Here is a 24,961-nt window from a genome sequence, read left to right as displayed (position 1 = left end):
CCTTCGGCGGGTCAGTTCGCGAATCGGGAGGAACCGTGTCTGAGGTGTACGAGACCCCGGAGTACCGCCCGCGCCGACGCCGGGGCCGCGGCCTGCTGATCGTGGTACTGGTGTTGCTGGTGCTGCTGATCGCCGGTGTGGTCGCGGTCGACCGGTTCGGCCGGTCCTACGCCGAACGGATGCTCGCCGACCGGGTGTCCCAGCAGATCGCCGAGCAGAAGGCGACCAGCGACACCCCGGACGTCAGCATCGAGGGCTTCCCCTTCGTCACCCAGGTCCTCGCCGGCGACTACCAGGAGATCCGGATCGGGATAGGGAATCTGACCGGCCCGACCGGCACCGGCGACGAGATCACCATCGACCAGCTCGACATCACCGTCGCCGACCTGAACGCCCCGCTCAGCGCGCTCCGCAGCGGGCAGGGCGACGTGGTCGCGGGCAGCCTGACCGGCGCCTTCGACGTCGGCTACGACGAGCTGGTCAAGCTCTCCGGGCAGGACGGGGTCACGCTCACCGAGCAGGACGGCAAGCTGATCGCCACCGCCGAGATCACCAAGTACGGCGTGACCGTCGACGCCTCCGCCACCGCGGAGATCTCCGTGGACGACGGCGAGGTCCAGGTGCGTTTCTCCGATGTAACGGCGAAGAATCTGCCGGATATCCCGCTGTTGCGCGCGTACATCCAGTCGTACGCCAAGAGCCTGGCCTTCGACGTACCCGTACCGGAGTTGCCGTTGAGCCTGAAAGTGCGCTCGGTGGACCCCCAGGACGACGGTCTGCACGTGACCGCCGGCGCTGACGATGTGAACCTCTCCGCGAACGGTCTGTGACCGCCGCCTCGTCCCGGATCGTGGTCGGGTCTGTTCCGGGGTCTGGAACCGCTGGTAGGGTCCGTTCCATGAGTATGGTGCTCACCAAGAGGCGCGCGGTCGACCTGTGCCGCGTGGCCGCATGCCTGTGTCGCCTCGTCTGACTGACGGGGCCACCCGGTGCTGAGCACCCCCTCTCTTTAGCCCAGGGCACTTCTCTGCCCGGCAGTGGCGCCGTCGCACAACCAGCCCGTGATCCCACCTGAACCTGGGTCCGCGCGGGGTGCGACCACACCTCCGTGCGCTGACTCACCCCTCACCCACCATCAAGGGAGTGAACCGATGAGTCGCGACACCGCACTCGTGTCGGCCGACTGGGCCGAGAAGAACCTGGACACCGCGGGTGTCGTCTTCGTCGAGGTCGACGAGGACACCACCGCCTACGACGGCGGCCACATCCCCGGCGCTATCAAGATCGACTGGAAGAAGGACCTGCAGGACCCGGTCCGGCGGGACTTCGTCAACCAGGAGCAGTTCGCCGCTCTGCTCTCCGAGCGCGGCATCTCCAACGAGGACACCGTGATCCTCTACGGCGGCAACAACAACTGGTTCGCGGCGTACGCGTACTGGTACTTCAAGCTCTACGGCCACGAGGCGGTCAAGCTGCTCGACGGCGGCCGCAAGAAGTGGGAGCTGGACGCCCGCGTCTACACCAAGGACGTCCCGGCCCGCGCCGCCACCTCCTACACCGCGCAGGCCCCGAACCTCGAGATCCGGGCGTTCCGCGACGAGGTCGTCCAGGCCATCGGCGTCAAGAACCTGGTCGACGTCCGCAGCCCCGACGAGTTCGCCGGCCGCCTGCTCGCCCCCGCGCACCTGCCGCAGGAGCAGTCGCAGCGGGCCGGCCACATCCCGACCGCGATCAGCGTGCCGTGGAGCAAGGCCGCGAACGAGGACGGCACCTTCAAGTCCGACGACGAGCTCGCCAAGATCTACGGCGACGCCGGGCTGGACGGCAGCAAGGACACCATCGCCTACTGCCGGATCGGCGAGCGCTCCTCGCACACCTGGTTCGTGCTCAAGGAGCTGCTCGGCCAGGAGAACGTGAAGAACTACGACGGTTCCTGGACCGAGTACGGCTCCCTCATCGGCGTGCCGATCGCCCTCGGCGACGAACCCGGAAAGGCGTGATCATGACTTCTCCCGCCAACACCGCCGCTGCCGCCGCCTCCGCCGCGAGCTGCGCCGCTCCCGATCAGTCCGCGCCCCTCCCCGCCAGCGTGGACCTGCAGAAGGAGACCGTCATCACCGGCATAGTGAGCAACGCCGAGGGCGAGGCGGTGGGCGGCGCGTACGTCCGCCTGCTCGACGGCTCCGGCGAGTTCACCGCCGAGGTCGTCACCTCCCCCGAGGGCCTCTTCCGCTTCTTCGCCGCGCCCGGCTCCTGGACCCTGCGGGCCCTCAGCCGCCACGGCAACGGCGAGCTCGCCGTCGACGCCGCTCGCGGCCTCAACGAGGTCGCTCTCAGCGTCGCCACCGCCTGACCCACGCTCTGTTCGAAAGCGGGACCTCTCCGGGGGTCCCGCTTTCTTTTCCCGTACGCCGTCGCCTCCCCCACCGCGCTCAAAAGGCGCCCCCACCACGGCCACGCGACGCCCGTGCCCCCTCCCGGCCGTGCCGCGCCCCCGCTCTTGGCTGGTGCTGAGGGGTGTCTGACGCGGAGCGAGACACCCCACCGCACCACCCCAGACCCAGGGCCCCGCGGGGGCCGCCCCGCCGTTTTTGGGGTGGGGTTGGTGGTTCTGGGACTCCGCGTCAGACACCCCTCAGCACCAGCCAGGACCGTGGGCCGCGCTACGGCCTCTCCCCGCCGCCCGGCTCGAGAGCCCGGTGAGCCGCGGGTGTCACGTGGGGCCGCCGGTGGTGAGGACGACCGCGTCCGGGGGGACCTCAGGGCGGCGGCGGGCCAGGCGGCGGATGGCCGTGTTCATGACCGCGATCAGCGGGACGGCGATCAGCGCGCCGATGATGCCGGCCAGGACGACGCCGCAGGCGATGCCGACTATCACGGCGAGCGGATGGATGGCGACCGCACGGCCCATGATCAGCGGCTGCAGGACGTGGCCCTCCACCTGCTGAACCAGGACCACCGCGCCCAGCGTGATCAGCGCGACCACCCAGCCCTGGTCGACCAGCGCGACCAGCACCGCGACCGCACCGGAGACGCCGGCCCCGACGATCGGGATGAAGGCGCCCAGGAAGACCAGCGCGGCGAGCGGGAACGGGAACGGCACCTCCAGCACCAGCAGCGCCAGACCGATGCCGAGCGCGTCGATGAAGGCCACCAGCACGGTCGCCCGGACGTACGCCCCCAGCGTGGCCCAGGACGCGTCACCGGCGTCGGCGAGCGACCAGCGGGCGTTGACCGGGAAGAGCCGGACCAGGAAGCGCCAGATCTTACGGCCGTCGCGGAGGAAGAAGAACGTCGCGAAGAGCACCAGCAGCAGGCCGGTGACCAGGTCGAACAGGGTCGTGGCGGTGGCGATGCCGGTCGACGTGAGCGACGAGGTGTTCGCGTTGATCCAGTCCTGGGCCGAGTCGATGGCCTGGTTGACCTGGGCGTCGGAGAGGTGCAGCGGGCCGGTCCGGGCCCAGGTCTGGATCTGCCGTACGCCGGCACTCGCGTTCTCGGTCAGCTGCGGCACCCCGTCGATGAACTGGCTGATCACCAGCGTCAGCGTCCCGACGACCGCGCCGAGACCGCAGATCAGCACCAGGAAGGTGGCGAGCGACCGGGGCACCCGCAGCCGGAGCAGCCAGCCGACCGCCGGGCCGAGCAGCGCGGAGAGCAGCAGCGCGATCGAGAGCGGGACGATCACGATGCTGACCATGCCGATGAAGCGCAGCCCGGCGAAGCCGACCAGGCCGACCACGATCAGCCGCCAGCTCCAGGCGGCGGCGAGCCGCAGTGAGTGCGGCACCTCGGCGTCGTCCCGGCTCGTGGTGGAGCCGTGCACGATCTCCGGCTCGGGCGCGGGCGGCGCGAACTCCAGATCCGGCTCGGGCTCCCGGGGTGGCGCCTCCACACGGGCCATCCGGACCTGGTCGCGGCCCGTGTCGTACGCCTTCTTCAGGTTCTGCCGGACTCGTCGCAAGCGGCTCAACCGCCTACCCCCTCGCCGTCGCGTCACGCGCTCATCACCGTAGTGCTCCTTCGCACCTCGTACCCGATCGGCCACACCCCGTCGTTCGCCGGACCACACGCACGGACCTCGGGAAAGGCGGCGTACCGTCTGCAATCGTGAGTTCCGATACCCGAACCGAGACCGGATTGCCGATCCGGATGCTGCACGACCGCGTCCTCGTCCGGCAGGACGGCGGCGAGGGCGAGCGCCGGTCCACCGCCGGCATCGTCATCCCCGCCACCGCCTCGATGGGGCGCCGCCTCTCCTGGGCCACCGCCGTCGGGGTGGGCCCGAGCGTGCGGTCGATCGTGGTCGGCGACCGGGTCCTGTTCGACCCGGACGACCGTTCCGAGGTGGAGTTGCACGGCAAGGGGTACGTGCTGCTCCGCGAGCGTGACGTGCACGCGGTCGCGGCGACCCGGGTCGAGTCGGACGGCACCGGCCTCTATCTCTGAGCGAACGGTCAGACCGGCGGCCGCCAGTTCACGTCGTCAGCCGGCGGCTGCTGCCACCCCGCGGGCTGGCCGTAGGCGGGCGGCGCCGGGACCGGCGGCGGACCGGCCTGTGGATAACCCTGGGGATAACCCGGCTGGGGCGGCATCGGCGCGAACGGTGGCGGACCGTAAGCGGGCGGCGGACCGTACCCGGAAGGCTGGCCATAACCGGGCGGCGGCGAGCCGTAGCCGGGCGGCGGACCGTACGCGAAGGGCTGCCCGAAGCCGGGCGGACCGAAGCCGGGCGGACCGTACGCGCCCGCATAGACCGGAGCCGGCGGTGGGATACGGATCGGCACCGGCATCACCGGCTCGGCGGGCGGGCTGACGGTGCGCACCACGCCGTCCGGGAAGGTGATCCGGTAGTTCTCGCCGTCCCACCACGCCGACGGCGTCTGCGGGTCACGGCCCGCGAAGACCTCCCGATACCCGGTGATCGCCGCGAGCAGCTCGCGCTCCTCCTCGGTCACCTTGGCCAGCTCGCGCGGCTCGTGGTCCAGCCCGCGCTGCATCCCGTCCCGGATCAGCGCCAGCCGGGTCGCCGCGAACTGGAAGTTGCGCATCGCGTGGTGCCCGGCCGGGCCCGCCACCCGCCGCGCCCACCGCCGGGCCGAGTGCCGGCGCCCCAGGCTGCCCAGCGCCGCGACCTCGGGCGGCGCGAACCAGCCCGCCCGGACGTAGTGGTGCAGCACCCGCTCGGCGAGCCGGCCCTCCCAGCCGCGCAGCGCGATCGCGAAGCCCACCACGGCGAAGAAGAACGGCACCATGAAGCCCAGATAGCCGTAGAGCATGATCAGGGACTCACCGGTGGCCGCGGAGAGCGTCGGCAGCAGGTTGAACGTGCCGTGCAGGATCATCGCGAGCAGCAGGCCGCCGATCGGGGCCAGCCAGCGGACGCTCCGGTCGGCCGAGCGCGCCGCGATACCCAGGCCGATGCCGGTCATCGAGGTGAAGAGCGGGTGCGCGAAGCCGGTGAAGAGGATCCGGACGATGAAGATCGCGAAGACGTTGGTCAGGCCGGTCGCCGGGCCGTACTCCTGGGCGCCGGCGGCATAGCCGTGCCCGCCGAGGTAGAGCACGTTCTCCACCATGGCGAAGCCGAGCGCGGAGAGACCGCAGTACACGATGCCGTCGGTGATGCCGGACCACTCGGTGCGGCGGCGCCAGAAGAGCAGGAACGGGCCGGCCGCCTTCATCGACTCCTCGATGAAGGGCGCCACCAGGACCGCGACCAGCGCCTCGGGCAGTCCCATCCGGTCGAAGAGCCAGGCCGCGCCGGTGTTCACGCCGAGCGCCACCGCGGTGGCCACCGCGGCACCCCAGGCGAAGCAGAAGACCAGGTACTTCACCGGCTCCGGTTCGTACCGGTCCAGCCAGGCGAAACTGCTGGCCAGCAACGGGACCGGGAGGATCGCCGCGGTCAGGCCGATGGCCAGGCCGGCGAAGCCGATGCTGTAGCCGAGGAAGACCAGCATGCCGATCGCGGCCGCGGCGATCAGCACGATCACACCGGTGACCGGCAGCCAGCGGCGCCAGCCCATCCGGCGCCCGGGCACCGGCGCCACCTCGGTGACCGGCTCGGCGGGGAAGGGCGGCACCCCGTCGGCCGAGGCCGGCGGGGTCTCGACGGGCACCGGCCACACCGGTCCCGGCTCGACCGAAGCAGAAGCCGAAGCAGAGGCCGGGGCCGGCGCCGACTCCAAAACCGAGTCCGCGGCCGGGTCGGCCGGGGAGGGCGGATCGGGCGCGGCGGGCTGCGAGAGGTCGGCCATACCGGCAAGCCTAGTCACCGGACGCGCACCCGGAACCGCCCAGGAGAGCCCGGATCACGACGGGGGCGGCGGCGCCGGGTTCGGCCGCGACGATCGGGCACCCCGGCCCCGGCCGCCGTGCGGGCGTCCCTTCCAGCCCACCGCCGTGCGGACCTGCCGGGTGGCCTCGGCGTACTCGATCCCGGTGGCCCGCAGCAGGTCGGCCACCGAGGTACGGATCTGGGCCACCACGACGCCGCCCGAGTACCCCACGCCGTCCTCGTACGCCCGCCCCGACTCGGCCGCCGCCCGCAGCGCCCGCTCCCGGGTGGCGGCCGGCTCCACGCCCCGCGCCCACTCCTGGCGGAGCAGGTCGACCGCGTCGCCGAGGTGCCGGACCGAGGCGGGCAGCACCTCGGGCATCCGCTCCCGGTCGTTCAGCGCGGTCTGGGCCCGCCGGATCATCACCCGGACGTTGCGGAGCGCGTACGTCAGCTGTGGCGCCCCGTCGACGTACTGCGCCAGGGCACCCCGGGCGTGCCAGCGAGCGGGCGCGAAGGCGACGTTCTCGCGGGCCGCCTCGATCGCCGTACGGAAAGCGCTGAAGGTGCCCTCCGCGGCGCGCAACCGGCTCAACGCGGCCTGGACCACGTCCGGATCGCCCTCGGCGAGGCCGAGGGCGGCCTCGTGGAGGCCGGCCGTGAAGGCCCGCAGCGCCGGATCCGCGGCCCGGCGCACCACGGTGAGCGGGTTGATCGGCAGCAGCACGGTCATCACCACCAGGCCGACCCCGCCGCCCACCAGCGCGTCGAAGAACCGGGTCCACGGGTGCTCGGCGGTCGAGGTGAGCGTCGCGACCAGCACCGCCGAGGAGGCGGACTGCACGATCAGCGGCGCGCCACCGCCCACCGCGGTCGCCAGCAGGACCGCGAGCAGCACGATCAGGCCGATCTGCACCGGTCCGCTACCGATCAGCAGGATGATCCCGTCGCCGATGCCGATGCCCGCCGCGACGCCGACCACCAGCTCGGTGGTCCGCCGCAGCCGCTGCCCGACCGAGGAGGCGAGGGTGATCACCGCGGCGATCGGTGCGAAGAACGGCGCGGTCCGGCCGATCAGGTCGTGCGCGACGTACCAGGCCAGCCCGGCGGCGAGCCCCGCCTGCAGGGCGAGCATCACACCGGCCCGTGCCCGGGACGCGATCGCGCCGGCCCGGTCCCTAGCGACCCCGATCATGCCCGTCTACCTCCGTGCCAGGATTGCCGTCGTGACATCTTTGCCCGAGCGATTCCGCGCGGCGGCCCGTGGAGCCGGCGCCACGGCGAGTGACGCGGATCTGGACGCTGCCGCAACCTACCTGCTGACGCGCTGGACCGAGCCGCAACGCCACTATCACGACGTGGCTCACCTCTCCGCCGTTCTGACCGTTGTTGATCAGTGGGCGGATCTGGCCCCGAACCCGGACCGGGTCCGGCTCGCGGCCTGGATGCACGACGCGGTCTACGACCCGCGGGCGCTGGGCGACGCGAACGAGCGGGACAGCGCCGAGTTCGCCGCCGGGCTGCTGGCGACGCTGGGTGTGCCGGAGAGCGTGGCGGCCGACGTGGCCCGCCTGGTCGGACTGACCGCCGGGCACGCCACCGACGAGACCGACCCGGACGGCGAGCTGCTCTGCGACGCGGACCTGGCCATCCTCGCCGCCGACGCAGAGCGGTACGCGACCTACGCCGCCGCGATCCGCCGGGAGTACGCCCACGTGCCGGACGCCGACTTCCGGGCCGGCCGGTCGCGGGTGCTGCACGAGCTGCTGAGGCTGCCGTCGATCTACCGCCACGCCCCGATCCGCGCGCAGTGGGAGTCGCGCGCGCAGGCCAATCTCACGAACGAACTGGAAGCGCTCGCCTGACCAGGTGCTCCGGGCTGCGTGACCCGCCGCCCGGAGCCGTACCGTGATCTCCCGGGACGAGGGTCAGAGCTCGACCTCGAGGAGGTCGCCCTTCCCCTCGCCGGGCAGCCTGTCGCCGGCCAGGCCGCGGACGTCCGGCGCGCCGATCCGGGCCGCGTCGGCGGTCAGGTCGTCCGGCATGGTCTGCGACTGCCGCTCGGCGGCGACCCGGGCCAGGTAGTGCTCGACCTCGCGGGCGCGGATCGTCTCGTCCCAGCCCAGCACGGCGCCCATCACCCGGGCCGCGTGCTCGGCCGACTCGGTGCCCCGGTGGGTGGTCTCGATCGAGATCCGGGTCCGCCGGGTGAGCACGTCGTCCAGGTGCAGCGCGCCCTCGGCGAGGGCCGCGTACGCCACCTCGACCGCGAGATATTCCGGGGAACCGGCGAGCGGCTCGGCCAGCTCCGGCTCGGCGGCCATCATCGCGAGCAGGTGGACGGTGAGCGTGCCGTACCGCTCCAGCAGGTGCTCGACCACGCCGGTGGTGACGCCGTGGCGACGGGCCATGTCCTGCCGGTCGCGCCAGGCCGCCGCGTACCCGTCCGCGCCGAGCAGCGGCAGCTGGTCGGTGATCGAGGGCCGGGCCGGGCCGCCGAGGCGGCGCACCGCGACGTCGATCACGTCGGCCGCCATCACCCGGTACGTCGTGTACTTGCCGCCGGCCACCAGGAGCAGCCCGAGCATCGGCTCGACCACGGCGTGCTCGCGGGAGAGCTTGGAGGTGGAGTCCGCCTCGCCGGAGAGCAGCGGGCGCAGACCCGCGTAGACGCCCTCGATGTCGTCGGTGGTGAGCGGCCGGTCCAGCACCGTGTTGACCTGGTCCAGCAGGTAGCGGATGTCGCGCGCGGAGGCCGCCGGGTGGGAGCGGTCGAGCTGCCAGTCGGTGTCGGTGGTGCCGATGATCCAGTGGCCGCCCCAGGGCAGCACGAAGAGCACCGAGGTGGCGGTCCGCAGGATCAGCCCGGCCTCGCCGGTGATCGCCGAGCGGGGCACCACCAGGTGCACCCCCTTGGAGGCGCGGACCCGCAGGCCGGGGCGGAGGCCGACGTCGCGGAGCATCTCCGACATGTCGTCGCTCCACACGCCGGTGGCGGCCACCACCGTCTTGGCGCGGACCTCGAACTCCGGCTGGTCCGGCGACTCCAGGTCACGGACCCGGACGCCGACCACCTGGCGGGCCTCCCGGAGGAAACCGGTGACCCGGGCGCTGGTGACCACGGCCGCGCCGAGGCTGGCCGCCGTCCGGGCCAGGTTGACCACCAGGCGGGCGTCGTCCATCTGGCCGTCGTAGTAGCGGATCGCGCCGGTGATCTTCTCAGCCCGCAGGCTGGGGAAGAGGTGCCGGGCGCCGTCCCGGGTCAGGTGGCGGTGCAGGGGCATCCCCCGGCCGCCGCCGAAGACCCCGGCGAAGACGTCGTACGCCGCCACGCCGAGCCCGTAGTAGGCCCGCTGCCAGACGCGCATCGCCGGGTTCGCGGTGGGCAGCGGCACCAGGATCGGCACCGGCCGGACCAGGTGCGGGGCGATCCGGGTGGCCAGCAGGCCGCGCTCGGTCAGCGCCTCGTGCACCAGGTGCAGTTCCAGCTGTTCCAGGTACCGCAGGCCACCGTGGATCAGCTTGCTGGACCGGCTGGACGTCCCGGCCGCGAAGTCGCGGGCCTCGACCAGGGCGACCTTGAGACCGCGGGAGGCGGCGTCCAGGGCCGCACCGGCACCGGTGACACCGCCACCGACCACCAGGACGTCGAATTCTTCGTCACGCAGTCGTCGCAGGTCGGCCGTCCGCCGGATCGGAGAGAGCCGGCCGGCCGTGAAGCGGGATACCGAGGGTTCGCGCACCTGTAAGAGGCTAGCGCGACCGTGTCGTACATGAGAAAGGTCTGACCTGGACGGCCACCGAAGGGGGCCGTGAGCTGCAACTATTCCGCTCTCGCCGATCCATACCGTGAGCGGTGAACGGACCAGTGGGGGTCCGACCGCGCCCGTGAGGACGAGAATGCATCGAGCCGCGCTACGGAGGGGCCTGGGCTACCGCCTGGCCTGCCTGTTCACCGTCATCACGCTCGCGGTCGTCGGCGGCGTCGTGGTCTTCGCCGAGGAGGCCGGCGCCGCGATCACCAACAGTTTCGGCATCCGGTACGGCGTCAACGTCAACGGGTCGATCCTGCTCCGCGGCAACACCAACCTGCAGTGCCCCGCCTCCGCCACCAACTGCTCGGCCGCTCGTGCCGCCACCGCCACCGGCAACGCGCTGGACAACAACGCGTACGACATGGAGTACACCGACGCGGACGGCGACTCCGGCACCTTCAACGACAGCAACGCCACCATCAGCATGCCCACCGGCAGCACCGTGCTCTTCGCCGGGCTCTACTGGAGCGCGGACACCTCGGCCGGCACCAACGGGCAGGCCGCCCCGACCGTCGCGGACATCGGCAAGGTCCGGTTCGGCACCCCGGCCGGCGGCTGGAACGCGATCACCGCGAGCACCCTGTACCAGGACAGCTCGATCAAGGCCTACCAGGGCTTCGCCGACGTCACCTCGCTCGTCTCGGGCGCGGGCAACGGCGTCTACCGGGTCGCCGACATCCAGGCCGGCACCGGGCGGGACCGGTACGCCGGCTGGTCGCTGGCGATCGCGTACCAGAACTCCGCCGAGGACATGCACAGCCTGCGCATCTTCGACGGCTTCGGCGTGGTGAACAGCAGCTCCACCTCGGTGAACATCGTCGCCTCCGGCTTCCAGACGCCGCAGTCCGGCACGGTCAACGCCAAGATCGGCACGGTCGTCTACGAGGGCGACCGCGGCAAGACCGGCGACACGCTGCAGCTGAACAGCACCTCGATGAGCGACGCCGAGAACCCCGCCACCAACTTCTTCAACAGTACGGTCAGCGACGCCGGCAGCCTGGTCACCGACCGTACGCCGGGCTGGAAGAACCTGATGGGCGTCGACATCGACCAGTTCGACGCGTCCGGCAAGCTCGCCAACGGCGACACCCAGGCGACGCTGACCCTGACCACCTCCGGCGAGACGTTCTACCCGGGCGTGGTCACCTTCACCACCGACCTCTACGCCCCCAAGCTGGTCACCACCACGACCGCGACCGACGCCGACGGCGGCGACCTGCTGCCCGGGGACTACATCGACTACACGATCGCGGTACGCAACGACGGCACCGACACCGCGAGCAACATCGTGCTGACCGACGCCATCCCGACCGGGACCAGCTACGTCCCCGGCTCGATGACCGTGGCGGGTACCCCGGTCTCCGACACCAGCCCGCCCTCGTTCACGCTGCCCGATCTGGCGTACAACGCCACCACCTACGTGACCTTCCGCGTCAGGGTGGACACCTCGACCGCGGCCGGCTCCTCGATCGTGAACGTGCCGAACGTGTCGTACCAGGGCAGCACCAGCTCGATGACGATCACCGGCGTCGGGGACACCAGCACGCTGACCGTCCAGCAGCCGCACGCGAACCTCGCCGCCGGGCTGACCGTCACGCCGTCGGTGGTCCTCAAGGACTCGACGCCGGACGCGGTCTCGTACACCGCGACCGTGACCAACAACGGCACCGACCTGGAGCCGGCACCGACCGTGACGCTCACGCTGCCCGCGGACGTCACGGCGGGCACCCTGCCGTCCGGCTGCTCGGCCGCCGGCCAGGTGATCACCTGCACGCTCGGCGCGCTGGCCGCGAACACCCAGGCGAGCGTGACCATCCCGGCGACCGCCGACAACCCGGCCTCGGCGGCGAGCGTCACCGTCTCCGGCACCGGGATCGACGCGGACACCAGCGACAACACCGCCACCGCCACGCTGGCCCTGAACCGGGCGCCGTCGGCCGCACCGGAGTCGGTCACCACGGACAACGCGACCGCGGTGACCGTGCCGGCCGGCACCGACAGCTCGGACGCGGACGGCGACACGCTGACCGTGACCACGACCTCCACGCCGGCGCACGGCTCCGTGGTGATCAACGCCGACCAGAGCGTGACCTACACGCCGGTCGCCACCTGGGCCGGTTCCGACTCCTTCACCTACACGGTCAGCGACGGCCGGGGCGGCACGGACACCGCCACCGTCACCGTGACCACCCGCAACGGCGTGCCGGTCGCGGTCGACGACACGGTGGCCACCGCGGCGGACACCCCGGTCACCGTGCCGGTGCTGTCGAACGACACCGACCCGAACAACGACACGCTCACCGTCACCGCGGTGACCGTCGCGGCCGCCTCCGGCACCGCGTCCGTCTCCGGGACCGGCGTCCGGTTCGTCCCCGACGCCGCGTTCGCCGGCACGGCCGACATCACCTACACGATCTCGGACGGCAACGGCGGCACCGCGACCGCCCACCTGTACGTCACCGTCGCGGACGCCGCCCCGGTGGCGGCCGACGACACCGACACCGTCGCCTACCTCGGCTCGGTCACGGTGGACGTGCTCGCCAACGACACCGACGCCAACGGCGACACGCTCACCATCAGCACCCGGACCACGCCGGACCACGGCTCCGCCGTGATCTCCGGCGGGAAGATCGTCTACACCGCGCCGACCGGGTTCTCCGGGGACGCGACCTTCACGTACACGATCACCGACGGCACCCTGACCGACACGGCCACCGTCACGGTGACCGTCGCCGACGCCCCGCCGGTGGCCGCGGCCGAGTCGCCGAGCATCGCGTACGGCCACACCGTCACGCTCGACGTGGCCGCCGACTCGACCGACCCGAACGGCGACGCGCTCACTGTCGTCGGCACCACCACGCCCGGGCACGGCACCGTGGTCCTCAACACGGACGGCACCCTGACCTACACCCCGGCGACCGGCTTCTCCGGCACCGACACCTTCGACTACACCATCAGCGACGGCACCCTGACCAGCACCGCGACCGTCACGGTCACGGTGGCGAACGCCCCGCCGAGCGCCCAGCCGGACGCGGTGACGGTCTCGTCGAACGCGCCCACCACCATCGACGTGCTCGCCAACGACAGCGACCCGAACGGCGACGCGCTGACCATCACCATCGACACACCGCCGACCTACGGCACCGCCGTCATCGTCGCGGGCCAGGTGATCTACACGCCGATGGACGGGTACCACGGCACCGATGCCCTCCACTACACGATCACCGACGGCAGCGGAGGCACGGACGGCACCTCGGTCACCATCGTGGTGGTCAACGCCGCGCCGCGGGCCAACGCGGACGCGGTGGTCACCGCCACGGACAGCCCGGCCACCATCGCGGTGCTGGCCAACGACACCGACCCGAACGGCGACACGATCAGCCTGACCGCGACGACCACCCCGGCGCACGGCACGCTGGCGGTCACCGGCGGCACGGTCACCTACACGCCGGCGACCGGGTTCTGCGGCACCGACACGTTCACGTACACGATCACCGACTCCGGCGGGCTGACCGCGACCGGCACGGTCACCGTCACCGTCACCAACGTCGCGCCGATCGCGGTCGACGACGCGTTCACCGTCCTGCCCGGCGCCGCCACCACGCTCGCGGTGCTCGGCAACGACACCGACGTGAACACCGGCCAGGTGCTCAGCGTGCTCGCGGTCGGCACCGCGGCCAAGGGCACGGTCGCCCTCTCCGGCGGGGTCGTCACGTACACCCCGAACACCGGCGCGGGCGGCACCGACACCTTCACCTACGTGATCACCGACGACCTCGGCGCCACCAGCCAGGCCACCGTGACCGTGACGATCGACGGGGTGCCGGTCACCACGGCGGACACCGCGTCCACCGCGGCGGCGACCGCGGTCGACATCGACGTGCTGGCCAACGACACCGACCCGGAGGGCGAGACGCTCACCCTGGTCTCGGTGACCACGCCGCAGCACGGCAGCGCGGTCGTGGTGAACGGCAAGGTCCGGTACACCCCGGCCAAGGGCTTCTCCGGCACCGACACCTTCACCTACACGGTCCGGGACTCCTCCGGGAACACCGCGATCGAGACCGTCTCGGTACGCGTGGACAACGCCCTCCCGGTCGCCGTCACCGACCACGCCGCGGTCCTCGCCGGTGGACAGGTCGACGTGGACGTGCTCGCCAACGACACCGACGCGAACGGCGACGAGCTCACCATCGCCGCGGTCGGCACCCCGGCACACGGCACCGCGACCCTGATCGACGGCAAGATCCGGTACGTCCCCGCGGACGGGTTCACCGGCACCGACACCTTCACGTACGAGATCAGCGACGGGGAGAGCGGCACCGCCACCGGCACGGTCAGCGTGGTCGTCAGCGGCGGGGACCCGGTCGCGGTGCCGGACAGCCGGACCACCGCGTACCAGAAGGCGGTCACGGTCGCGGTGCTCGACAACGACCTGGACCCGGACGGCACGCTCACGCTCACCTCGGTCACCACGCCGGACCACGGCACCGCGGTGATCTCGGGCGACACGGTCGTCTACACCCCGCCGTCCGGCTTCTCCGGGGTGGCCGTCTTCGAGTACACCGCGACCGACGCGGCGGGCCACACCACCACCGCCACGGTGACCGTCACCGTGCACCCGGCGCCGGTCGTGCCGGACAAGAAGGCCACCGTCAAGCCGGGCAAGGCGGTCACCATCGCGCTGCCCACCGTGGACGAGAACGGCATCGCGATCACGGTGACGAAGATCGGCAAGCCCCAGCACGGCAAGGCGGTCCTGAACGAGGACGGCACGGTCACCTACACGGCGGCCGCCGGCTTCTCCGGCACGGACTCCTTCACCTACACCGCGGTGGACGCGGACGGGAACGTGACCTCGGGGACGATCACCATCACGGTCGCCGGGGCCACCAAGCCGCCGGTCGCCGTCTCGGACCGGTACACCGTGGTCAGCGGCGGGACCATCTCGGTCACCCCGACCTCGAACGACACCGACCCGTACGACGACACGCTGACCATCGTCAAGATCGGCAGCCCGCAGCACGGCACCGCGACCCTGAACGCCGACGGGACGGTCACCTACGTGCCGGCCGACGGGTTCACCGGTACGGACACGTTCGCGTACACCATCAAGGACGCGCACGGCGGCCGGGCCCGGGCGACCGTGGTCATGCGGGTCACCTCGGTGGTCTCCCTGCCGCTCACCGGCTCGAGCCTCACCCCGGTGCTCACCGTGGGCACGCTGGCACTGCTGGTCGGCGTGGCGATGTTCGTGCTGACCGGCGCACCGCGGACCGGACGGCACCGCCCGGGACGCCACCGGATGATCTGACGAAAGCCGGATGAACTGACGAAGGCCGGATGAACTGACGAAAGAGGGAAGGGCGGGCCGCCGAGGCGACCCGCCCTTCCCCTGTTGCTACGACTGGACTCAGAAGTCCATGTCACCGCCGCCCGGGGCGCCGGCCGGGGCCGGGTTCTTCTCGGGCTTGTCGGCCACGACGGCCTCGGTGGTGAGGAACAGCGCGGCGATCGACGCGGCGTTCTGCAGCGCCGAACGGGTGACCTTGGCCGGGTCGATGATGCCCGCGGCCAGCAGGTCGACGTACTCGCCGGTCGCGGCGTTCAGGCCGTGACCCGCCTCGAGGTTGCGAACCCGCTCGACCACGACGCCACCCTCAAGGCCGGCGTTCACGGCGATCTGGCGCAGCGGGGCGTCGAGCGCGACCTTGACGATCTGCGCACCGGTCGCCTCGTCGCCGGCCAGGTCCAGCTTGTCGAACGCGGTCTTGGCGGCCTGCACCAGCGCCACGCCACCACCGGGGACGATGCCCTCCTCGACGGCCGCCTTCGCGTTGCGAACGGCGTCCTCGATGCGGTGCTTGCGCTCCTTGAGCTCGACCTCGGTGGCCGCGCCGACCTTGATCACCGCAACGCCGCCGGCCAGCTTGGCCAGGCGCTCCTGCAGCTTCTCACGGTCGTAGTCGGAGTCCGAGCGCTCGATCTCGGCGCGGATCTGGTTGACCCGGCCCTGGATCTGCTCGGCGTTGCCCGCACCGTCGACGATGGTGGTCTCGTCCTTGGTGATGACGACCTTGCGGGCCTGGCCCAGCAGGGACAGGTCGGCGGCGTCCAGCTTGAGGCCGACCTCCTCGCTGATGACGGCGCCACCGGTGAGGATGGCGATGTCCTCCAGCATGGCCTTGCGACGGTCACCGAAGCCCGGGGCCTTGACGGCGACGGACTTGAAGGTGCCACGGACCTTGTTGACGACCAGGGTGGCCAGGGCCTCGCCCTCGACGTCCTCGGCGATGATCACGAGGGGCTTGCCGCCCTGCATGACCTTCTCCAGGACCGGGAGCAGGTCCTTGACCGCGGAGATCTTGCTGTTCGCGATCAGGATGTACGGGTCGTCGAAGACGGCCTCCATACGCTCCGCGTCGGTCATGAAGTAGGCCGAGATGTAGCCCTTGTCGAAGCGCATGCCCTCGGTGAGCTCCAGCTCGAGCCCGAAGGTGTTGCTCTCCTCGACGGTGATGACGCCTTCCTTGCCGACCTTGTCCATGGCCTCGGCGATGATCTCGCCGACCGTGGAGTCACCGGCGGAGATGGAGGCGGTGGAGGCGATCTGCTCCTTGGTCTCCACGTCCTTCGCCAGCTGCGACAGGGCCTCGGAGACGCTGGCGACAGCGGCCTCGATGCCCCGCTTCAGGCCCAGCGGGTTCGCGCCGGCGGCCACGTTGCGCAGGCCCTCGCGGACCAGCGCCTGCGCCAGGACGGTCGCCGTCGTCGTGCCGTCACCGGCGACGTCGTCGGTCTTCTTGGCGACCTCCTTGACCAGCTCGGCGCCGATCTTCTCGAAGGTGTCCTCGAGCTCGATCTCCTTGGCGATGGATACACCATCGTTGGTGATCGTGGGGGCGCCCCACTTCTTCTCGAGGACGACGTTGCGGCCCTTGGGACCGAGGGTCACCTTGACCGCGTCGGCGAGCTGGTTCATGCCCCGCTCGAGGCCCCGACGAGCCTCCTCGTCGAATGCGATGATCTTGGCCATACGGCGTTGTCCTCCCGGACATCCGCGGTGCCGGGCCTCGTCGGCCCCGCTCTCCGCACGTTGAGGAAGTCTGCGGACGTCACCACCTGGCGATGTGACGTCCTCAGGCCGAGCCGGATAGCCCGCGACGACCGGTTTCGTGTCCCGGCACCGATGGCAGCGCCGCGACCGGAACCCCACCGTCCCGACCTGCTGGCACTCACAGGTCGCGAGTGCCAATCACTTGTTTAGCACTCCCGGGTGCCGAGTGCAAGAAACCCCATCTTCCCGCGAAACCCCCGCGCGCGGCCCGGAAACCCGCTAAAGATCTTCCGGCCTGCTTCTTTGTGGCTTGTTCGCTCCAGAACAGTTGCCCCTGTCCGCCGGTACCGGTAGGGAGGAGTTCATGGAGAGTTGGACCGTCCGCCGCGTCACGCCCGACGACGCGGGACGGATGCGCGCGCTGCGCCTCGAGATGCTCGCGGACAGTCCCCTCGCGTTCCTGGAGACGCTGGCCCAGGCGGCGGCCCGGTCACACGACAGCTACCGGCAGCGGATCCGGGCCTCGGCCACCGGGTACGGGATCGCCCAGTTCATCGCAGACCCGGGCGGTGACCCGCTGATCGGGCACGCCGGCGGCACGGTGATCTCGGATGAGCCGCACGTCACGGTGGTCTTCGCGGTCTACCTGACGCCGGCGCACCGGGGCGGCAAGCTGCTGGCCCAACTCGTCGAGGCGGTCGCCGACTGGTCCGCGGCGGCCGGACGGCACGAGCTCATGCTCGAGGTGGTGGTCGGGAACGACCGCGCCGTTCGGGCGTACGAGAAGCTGGGTTTCGAGGACACCGGGGTGCGGCTGCCGCACCCGACCGTGCCGGTCCTCACCGAGCTGCAGATGCGCCGGCGGATCTGACACGCCCGGCACATGTCACCCTGGCGGGGGTCCCTTGTAGGTGGTCGTCGACCAGAGGTTTGGTCGGGAGGACGAGACGCACAGCGCCTCCGCGATGGGTCAGCACTGGGTCGTTGGGTCCCTCGGAGATTGTCGCCAAGCTCAGGTGAGGGGCCTCGTACGGCGTCGCGTCCTCCCGCGACAAGCATCCTGCCGATCCGGAGATCGGCGCGCAAGTCCTCCAGGGAAGGAATTCTCAACAATCGGCAGATGACCGATTACGGAACGTCATCCCAGCAGGCCAGCATCCCGGGCTGCGCGCAGCGACGGCTTGATCCGGTGTGTCGGGCCGACCTGCTCCGCGATGGCGTCGAGCGTTTTGAGGCCTTCGCCGGTGTTGTAGACCACCGTCTCCTTCGCCGGGTCCAGCTTGCCGGACTCGACCAGCTTCTTCAGCACCGCGACCGTGGTGCCGCCCGCGGTCTCGGCGAAGACGCCGGTGGTCTCGGCGAGCAGCCGGATCCCCGCGCGGATCTCCTCGTCGTTCGCGTAGTCCATCCAGCCACCGGTGCGGCGGACCGCCTCGATCGCATACGGCCCGGCGGCCGGGTCGCCGATGTTCAGCGACTTGGCGATGCCGGTCGGCTTCACCGGGGTGATCACGTCGGTGCCGTGGTGCAGCGCGGTGGCGATCGGGTTGCAGCCCTCCGACTGCGCGCCGAAGACGGTCCAGCCGCCCTCCGGCGCCTCGACCAGCCCGATCTCGACGAGCTCGCTGAACGCCTTGTCCACCTTGGTGAGCAGCTCACCCGAGGCCATCGGGATCACCACCTGCGCCGGGATGCGCCAGCCCAGCTGCTCGGCCACCTCGTAGCCCAGGGTCTTCGAGCCCTCCGCGTAGAACGGCCGCACGTTCACGTTCACGAACGCGGTGTCCTCGAACTCGTCGGTCTCCACGAGCTCGCTGCAGAGCCGGTTCACGTCGTCGTAGGAGCCCTCGATCGCGACCAGGTCGCCCCCGTAGACCGCCGTGGTGACGACCTTGCCCTGCTCCAGATCCGACGGGATGAAGACGATGCTCGGCACCCCGGCGCGGGCCGCGTGCGCCGCGACCGAGTTAGCCAGGTTACCGGTGGAGGCGCAGGAGAAGCGGGTGAAGCCCAGCTCCTTCGCCGCGGTCAGCGCCACCGAGACGACCCGGTCCTTGAAGGAGTGCGTCGGGTTCTGCGAGTCGTCCTTCACCCACAGCTGCCCGGTGATGCCCAGCCGCGCGGCCAGCTGCGGCGCGCTGACCAGCGGCGTCAGGCCCGGGTCGAGGGTCACCCGGGTCTCCGGGTTCTGCCCGGCCGGCAGCAGCGCCGCGTAGCGCCAGATGTTCTGCGGACCCGCCTCGATCTGGGCCCGGGTCACCCGCGCGAGCGCCGCCTCGTCGTAGGCGACCTCGAGCGGGCCGAAACACTCGTAACAGGCGTGCTGCGCGGCGAGGGGGTATTCGGCGGCACACGCACGGCACACCAAGCCACGGGCTGGTGACGCAGTGTTGGCAGAGGTGGGTGCGGCGACAGTCGACGTCATCGAGGATTTCCTCTCATCTTTCCCCGGGGCGACCTGCCACGACGGGGACGGAATTAGCACCTGCCGCACCTGCGCCTCGTCCTCGAGACAGTCGTGTGCGGTGGTTGCCGGGGCGTCAACGGGCCGTTCCCTCAGCCCCTCTGGATGAGGTATTCAGTTGTTTCCCACACCTTACGACGAGATTCCACGATCTCCACACCGAGTTCCCGAGGTGTGAGCGACCTCCTTCTCCGGCCGCCGATTCGCCCCCATCCGCGCCGTCCGCCGAGATTGCCCGGCATGCTGCCCGCTCGCCCTCTTGACGGCAGCTCCCGCCCCGACTTGAGAACTCTCTTCCAGAAGATGTCGCACCGGGGTGGTGGGTACAGACCGCCGCTCCCGCCGAGGGCCCCTGCGGTCCTCGCTGGCCGCTGACGCGTCCAGAGCGCTCAGTCCTCCGGCGCGGCGTGCGTGAGTGGTCGCGCCCGACGCGAGACCCGTGCGTGGTCGAGGCCGTCGCGCGCCGCAAGGTTCTGGCTGGTGCTCAGGGGTGTCTCGGCGAAGCGAGACACCCCTGAGCACCAGCCAGAAGAGCGGGGCGGGGCGGATTCAAGCGGCCGGTCAGAGATCGCCGGCGCAGGAGAACTGGGTGGCCACCGGGCGGTAGCCCAGCCGGTCGTTGACGGCGAGCATGGCCACGTTGGACTCGTCGTTGCTGGTGTAGGCCACGGTCACCCCGGCGGCGGCCGCCCGGCGCAGCGCCTCGCTCTTGACCATCCGGGCCAGCCCGCGCCCTCGCCACTGCGGAACGGTCGCGGTCATGTCCGACCAGACCCGCTCCCGATCCCGGACGAGCAGCGAGAACGCCAGGATTCCGGTCTCGCCGACGGCCACCGTGCTCGCGTCCCGGTCCATCCCGGGGTGCTCCCAGATGTCGTACCGCCAGGTCTCGAAGGCCACCGCCTGCTGCGGGGTGTCCCCCGGTTCGTCCGTCGCGGCCACCGTGTCGGCGTGGAAGAGCTCCCGCGCCCCGACCTCCCCCATGGCGACCAGCCGAACACCCTCCGGCAGCCCCACCGATGCCCGCCCGGCCGCAGCCGGGCGCTCCGGACCGGCCGGCGTCTCGACGGCCGGTGCGTCGTGGGCGAGGCCGGCCAGGTCGAGCGCGGAGTAGCGGATCTCGCGAGTCGGCTGGAAACCGTGGCGGCGAGCGAAGTCCAGCGCGTCCGGGGTGCTCGTCGCGGACGCCCGGCGGATGCCCCGCGCGCGGAGATGACCCACCGCCGCGGCGAACAGCGCGTCCCCGATCCCCCGCCGCCGGTGCCCCGGATCCACCGAGAGCAGCGAGACCTGGCCGAAGTCCGGCTCGGCGGAGCGCACGTTCCGGAACGTCGACACCCAGCCGACCGGTCCACCCCGCTCCTCGGCCACGAAGGCGGCCCAGTCCTCGCCCGGCGGCGGGTCGCTGATCATGCGGCGGGTGGTGGGCTCACCGCGTACCAGATAGGGATGAACCGACCCGATGAGCGCGACCACCGACGGGGCGTCGGCCGGCACTGCCGGCCTGATCGAGAACTCAGACATCCCGCCGATGCTGGCCCCGCCCGGGACGCCCGGTCAACGCGATTTCGGCGGCGATACCGGTCAGGAGGTCACGTCCTTGCGGGTGAAACGGTAGAACGCGAGTCCCCAGAAGACGGTGGCGTACACGACCGCGGAGATCGCGCCCTTCGCCAGGTCCTCGGTCTGCACCGGCGTGGACAGCAACCCCATCCACGCGTCGCTGTAGTGCGTGGGCAGCCCGTTCCGGATCGCGCCGAGCGCGGTGATCTGGTCCAGGATGCTGGAGAGGATCCAGAGCAGCACGGCGCCGCCGACCGCACCCAGCGCCGCGTCGGTCAGCACCGAGAGCAGGAAGGCGAGCCCGGCCACGACCAGCATGGTCACCGCGAGGTAGGCGAGGATGCCGAGCAGCCGCAGCACCCCCTCGCCGGGCGGGATCTCGGCCGCGATGGTGCTGCCCAGCGGCGACCAGCCGTACCGGAGCGTCCCGATCAGCAGCCCGGTGCCGGCCAGCAGCAGGAGGGCCAGCAGGGAGTACCCGAGGGCCACCACCAGCTTGACCGCCAGCAGGCGCGCCCGGGGCACCGGGATCGCCAGCAGGTACCGCAGGCTCCCCCAACTCGCCTCGCTCGCCACCGTGTCGCCGGCGAAGAGCGCGAAGACCACCACCAGCAGGAAACTGGCCGACACCGCCAGACCGAAGAGCGCGAAGTTCAGCCCGCCCGACGTCGCCAGGTCGACCAGGCTGCTGAACGCGCCGCCCCCGTTCTGGTCGTCGTCGCGCCCGTTCCCGCCGAACTCGAAGGCGGCCAGGATGATCAGCGGCAGCAGCACCATGAACCCGAGCGCCAGCTGTGTCCGCCGCCGCGACGCCTGCCGCCGGACCTCGGCCATGATCGGCAACGTCCGCGACGCCCGATAGCCCTCGGCCGCGTCGGCGCTGGTCTCGGCCTCGGCGGGTGTGCTGGTGCTCATCGGTCTCCACTTCCCCGTGAGTTGTCGCCCACCAGGGCGAGGAAGGCGTCCTCCAGGCGGCGGCGCGGCACCACCCGGTCCACGCCGACACCGGCCCGGACCAGGGAGGCCACCACCTCGGCGCGGGGTGTGCCGTTCATGTCCACGATCAGGCCGGAGGCGCCGTCCGGGACCACCGAGCGGACGCCGAGACCGGTGAGGATCTCGGTGGCCGCCGGGACGTCGGTGACGTCGATCGCCACCGACGGGGAGTCGCCGACGATGTCGTCGACCGGGCCGGAGGCGACGATGCGGCCCTTGTTGACGACCACGGCGTGGGTGCAGGTCTGCTCGACCTCGGCGAGGAGGTGACTGGAGACGAGGACCGCGCGGCCGTCGGTGGCGTACCGCTGCAGGACGCGGCGCATCTCGGCGATCTGCGGCGGGTCGAGACCGTCCGTCGGCTCGTCGAGGACGAGGAGCTCCGGGAGGCCGAGCATGGCCTGGGCGATGGCGAGGCGCTGCCGCATGCCGTGGCTGTAGTTCTTCGTACGCCGGTGCACCGAGGAGCCCAGACCGGCGATCTCCAGGGCCTCCTCGAAACGGGCGTCGGCCCAGGGGCGACCGGTCGCCTTCCAGTACGCCTCGAGGTTCTGGTGGCCGGTCAGGTGCGGGAGGAAGCCGGGGCCCTCGACCAGCGCGCCGACCCGGGACAGGATCGGGGCACCGGGGACGAGCCGGTGGCCGAAGACGTGGATCTCACCGGCGGTCGGGGTGGTCAAGCCCATCAGGACCCGGAGCGTGGTGGTCTTGCCGGCGCCGTTCGGGCCGAGCAGGCCGACGACCTGGCCGCGCTCGACGGTGAAGCCGATCTCCTCGACGGCCACGAAACCGTCGCCGTACGCCTTGCGCAGGCCGCGGACGACCAGCGGGGTGTCGGCGTACTCCGCGGTGATCGTGGTGACCCGGCGGCGGCGGAGCCGGCGACGCACCAGCAGCAGCACGACCAGACCGAGAACGATCACCGCGATCAGGGCACCGAGGGCGTACCAGTAGACGGTTCCCGACGAGGCGATCGGCGTGCCGGCCAGGGTCGGCAGGGTGAGGCCGCCGTCCAGGGCCACGGTGTAGGTGGCCGGCGCGGCCGGGGTGAGGAACGCCTGATCGGAGGTGGCGACGACGACGCGGAGTCGATGCCCGGTCTCGATCCGGCGGACGATCGCCGGGAGGGTGACCGTGACCGCCTCGGCCTGCTCGATGCCGGCGGGCAGGCCGGTGAGCCGGACCGGCGCGACCAGGCCCGCGCTGAGGGTGGGCGAGCCGTTCTGGTCGACGTCGTAGAGCTTGACGAAGACCACGGCCTCCCCGGTCGGCGAGGCGACCTTCACCCGGACCGTCGGGGAGCCGCCCACCTCGACGGCGGTGGTCACCGGCGCCGAGGTGAAGCTCGCGTTCTGGCCGTCCACGTCGGTGGCGACACTGCCGCTGAGCAGGGAGGTGAGCCGGCTGCCCAGCCCCGGCAGCGACGAGATCGCGCCCGGGTTGCCGTTCGGCGGGTTCGCGATCCGCTGCGCGGTGCCGTCCAGGGAGACCTGGGTGCTGCCGGTTCCGCTCATTCCGGCGTACGTGTCGGCGGAGTACCCGTTGGTCACCAGATCCCGGGTCGAGGCGCTGTACCCGGCGACGCGGGACCAGGTGAAGTCGTCGTTCGGGGTGGCGCCCTCGCCCTTGAGGTAGTGGTCGAGCCACTGGACCGTGAGGTACTCGACCCGGTCCTGGTCCGACGAGGGGCCGGAGCCGCCGTCGTGGCCGCCGGTGAACCAGGCGACCTTGACCGGGGTGCCGGTGGCGGCGATGCCCTCGGCGTTGGCGTCCGCCTCGGAGAGCGGGAAGAGCGTGTCGACCGCGCCCTGGATCAGCAGGGTCGGCGCCTTGATCTTGTCGAGCACGGTCGCCGGCGAGGAGCGGCGCAGCAGCGCGAGCGTGCTCTCGTCCGGGATGCCGGTGGTCGCCATCGAGAGGTACGCCTGGCAGACATCCGCCGCGAACCGCCCACACGCCGGATCCGCACTCGCCTGCGTGCCACCACTCGTCGGCGCGGCACCACTCGTCGGCGCGGCACCACTCGTCGGCGCGGCATCGGAGGAGCCGCCACCCGAGGACCCGCTGCCGAAGAAGACGCCGGCCCAGCCCTTCTTGAAGACGCCGGTGGCGGTCGTGTCGGCGGACTGCGGGAGGAAGGCGTTGCTCAGGTCGTTCCAGGTGATCGAGGGGACGATCGCGTCGACGCGCTGATCCTGGCCGGCCAGGAGCAGGGCGAGCGCGCCGCCGTACGAGCCGCCGACCACGCCGACGCGCGGGTCGCCACTCGCGTCGGTCTGCACCTCGGGGCGGGCGGCCAGCCAGTCGATCAGGCGCTGGGCGTCCTTGACCTCGTAGTCCGGGCTGTCCAGGTGGATCTCGCCGCCGCTGCGGCCGAAACCGCGCGCGGTCCAGGTGAGCACCGCGTAGCCGCGGGCGGCCAGGGACTCGGCGTCGTCGCGGACGGAGTCCTTGGAGCCGCCGAAGCCGTGCGCGAGCAGCACCGCCGGGACCTTGCCGGAGCGTTCCCGGGGCAGCAGGAAGCGGGCGTCGAGATCGACCGGCTCGTCGCCGTCGGGGCCGGACTGGACGGTGATCCGCAGGTCCTGAGCCGTCCAGTCGGACTGCTCGGGGCGAACCGCCCAGACGGTCGCGGCGGCGAGCAGCACCAGCACGACCGCGCCGGTGACGGCTCTGCGCCGGGTGAGCCGTGGTAACGCAAGCATGGCGCCCAACCTAGCGGTGACCGGCTGAGCAGTGGCTGTGAAAGTTCATTAATGCCACCGGAACCGCCCGCCCCGGATCCG

At 71.5% G+C, this 24,961-nt stretch carries 17 protein-coding genes and 1 riboswitch; of the genes, 8 read left to right on the top strand and 9 right to left on the bottom strand.

The window, feature by feature from the left end; all coding sequences use genetic code 11:
• The first annotated feature begins 35 nt into the window (after positions 1-35).
• The 4 genes from AB0M08_RS13870 (at position 36) to AB0M08_RS13855 (ending at position 2,353) form a co-directional block, all read left to right on the top strand.
• The gene (locus tag AB0M08_RS13870) at positions 36-830 is read left to right on the top strand and encodes a DUF2993 domain-containing protein (RefSeq protein WP_364492461.1); all 795 of its coding nucleotides are present in this window, start codon (positions 36-38) and stop codon (positions 828-830) included.
• A gap of 68 nt (positions 831-898) precedes the next feature.
• Entirely contained in the window at positions 899-973 is a 75-nt protein-coding gene (locus tag AB0M08_RS13865) for an Ms5788A family Cys-rich leader peptide (protein ID WP_364492570.1), read from the top strand.
• A gap of 178 nt (positions 974-1,151) precedes the next feature.
• Entirely contained in the window at positions 1,152-2,000 is an 849-nt protein-coding gene (locus tag AB0M08_RS13860) for a sulfurtransferase (RefSeq protein ID WP_364492460.1), read from the top strand.
• Between the two features lie 2 nt (positions 2,001-2,002).
• Positions 2,003-2,353, top strand: coding sequence for a DUF1416 domain-containing protein (locus tag AB0M08_RS13855; protein WP_364492459.1), 351 nt, complete (start codon positions 2,003-2,005; stop codon positions 2,351-2,353).
• Between the two features lie 360 nt (positions 2,354-2,713).
• On the opposite strand, the gene AB0M08_RS13850 is transcribed toward AB0M08_RS13855, so the two are convergent.
• The gene (locus tag AB0M08_RS13850) at positions 2,714-4,000 is read right to left on the bottom strand and encodes an AI-2E family transporter (protein WP_364492458.1); all 1,287 of its coding nucleotides are present in this window, start codon (positions 3,998-4,000) and stop codon (positions 2,714-2,716) included.
• Between the two features lie 110 nt (positions 4,001-4,110).
• On the opposite strand from AB0M08_RS13850, the gene AB0M08_RS13845 reads away from it, so the two are divergent.
• Positions 4,111-4,449, top strand: a complete 339-nt coding sequence (locus tag AB0M08_RS13845; protein ID WP_364492457.1) for a co-chaperone GroES — start codon at positions 4,111-4,113, stop codon at positions 4,447-4,449.
• An 8-nt stretch (positions 4,450-4,457) separates the two neighbouring features.
• On the opposite strand, the gene AB0M08_RS13840 is transcribed toward AB0M08_RS13845, so the two are convergent.
• Positions 4,458-6,260: a PrsW family intramembrane metalloprotease gene (locus tag AB0M08_RS13840; RefSeq protein ID WP_364492456.1), complete on the bottom strand. Its 1,803-nt coding sequence runs from the start codon at positions 6,258-6,260 to the stop codon at positions 4,458-4,460.
• Between the two features lie 54 nt (positions 6,261-6,314).
• On the bottom strand, positions 6,315-7,475 hold the full coding sequence (locus tag AB0M08_RS13835) for an FUSC family protein (protein WP_364492455.1): 1,161 nt from the start codon (positions 7,473-7,475) through the stop codon (positions 6,315-6,317).
• 31 nt (positions 7,476-7,506) lie between these two features.
• Here AB0M08_RS13835 and AB0M08_RS13830 point away from each other — a divergent pair, with 31 nt between their 5' ends.
• Positions 7,507-8,145 carry a metal-dependent phosphohydrolase gene (locus AB0M08_RS13830; RefSeq protein ID WP_364492454.1) on the top strand — a complete coding sequence of 213 codons (639 nt, stop codon included), beginning with the start codon at positions 7,507-7,509 and terminating at the stop codon, positions 8,143-8,145.
• Between the two features lie 63 nt (positions 8,146-8,208).
• Here the strand turns inward: AB0M08_RS13830 and AB0M08_RS13825 are convergent, their stop codons facing one another.
• On the bottom strand, positions 8,209-10,023 hold the full coding sequence (locus AB0M08_RS13825) for a glycerol-3-phosphate dehydrogenase/oxidase (protein ID WP_364492453.1): 1,815 nt from the start codon (positions 10,021-10,023) through the stop codon (positions 8,209-8,211).
• 157 nt (positions 10,024-10,180) lie between these two features.
• On the opposite strand from AB0M08_RS13825, the gene AB0M08_RS13820 reads away from it, so the two are divergent.
• On the top strand, positions 10,181-15,409 hold the full coding sequence (locus tag AB0M08_RS13820) for an Ig-like domain-containing protein (protein ID WP_364492452.1): 5,229 nt from the start codon (positions 10,181-10,183) through the stop codon (positions 15,407-15,409).
• A 99-nt stretch (positions 15,410-15,508) separates the two neighbouring features.
• Here AB0M08_RS13820 and groL read toward each other — a convergent pair whose 3' ends face one another.
• Entirely contained in the window at positions 15,509-17,131 is a 1,623-nt protein-coding gene (gene groL, locus AB0M08_RS13815; protein ID WP_364492451.1) for a chaperonin GroEL, read from the bottom strand.
• Between the two features lie 385 nt (positions 17,132-17,516).
• Between groL and AB0M08_RS13810 the strand changes: the two genes are divergently transcribed.
• A complete protein-coding gene (locus tag AB0M08_RS13810) occupies positions 17,517-18,023 on the top strand; it encodes a GNAT family N-acetyltransferase (RefSeq protein ID WP_364492450.1) in 507 nt (168 codons plus the stop codon).
• A gap of 267 nt (positions 18,024-18,290) precedes the next feature.
• Here the strand turns inward: AB0M08_RS13810 and thrC are convergent, their stop codons facing one another.
• The 4 genes from thrC to AB0M08_RS13790 form a co-directional block, all read right to left on the bottom strand.
• On the bottom strand, positions 18,291-19,577 hold the full coding sequence (gene thrC, locus AB0M08_RS13805; protein WP_364492449.1) for a threonine synthase: 1,287 nt from the start codon (positions 19,575-19,577) through the stop codon (positions 18,291-18,293).
• A gap of 10 nt (positions 19,578-19,587) precedes the next feature.
• A riboswitch (SAM riboswitch) is annotated at positions 19,588-19,728 on the bottom strand.
• 449 nt (positions 19,729-20,177) lie between these two features.
• On the bottom strand, positions 20,178-21,140 hold the full coding sequence (locus AB0M08_RS13800) for a GNAT family N-acetyltransferase (protein ID WP_364492448.1): 963 nt from the start codon (positions 21,138-21,140) through the stop codon (positions 20,178-20,180).
• A 60-nt stretch (positions 21,141-21,200) separates the two neighbouring features.
• Positions 21,201-22,094, bottom strand: coding sequence for an ABC transporter permease subunit (locus AB0M08_RS13795; protein ID WP_364492447.1), 894 nt, complete (start codon positions 22,092-22,094; stop codon positions 21,201-21,203).
• Positions 22,091-24,880 (bottom strand): alpha/beta fold hydrolase, encoded by a 2,790-nt coding sequence (locus AB0M08_RS13790; RefSeq protein WP_364492446.1) that lies wholly within the window; start codon positions 24,878-24,880, stop codon positions 22,091-22,093. Before AB0M08_RS13790 ends, AB0M08_RS13795 begins: the two co-directional genes overlap by 4 nt.
• Between the last annotated feature and the right edge of the window lie 81 nt (positions 24,881-24,961).

Source organism: Actinoplanes sp. NPDC051851 (genome assembly GCF_040681165.1).
Classification (GTDB): domain Bacteria; phylum Actinomycetota; class Actinomycetes; order Mycobacteriales; family Micromonosporaceae; genus Actinoplanes.
Note: the sequence above shows the minus strand (reverse complement) of the source record. Positions and strands in the feature narration are given on the sequence as shown.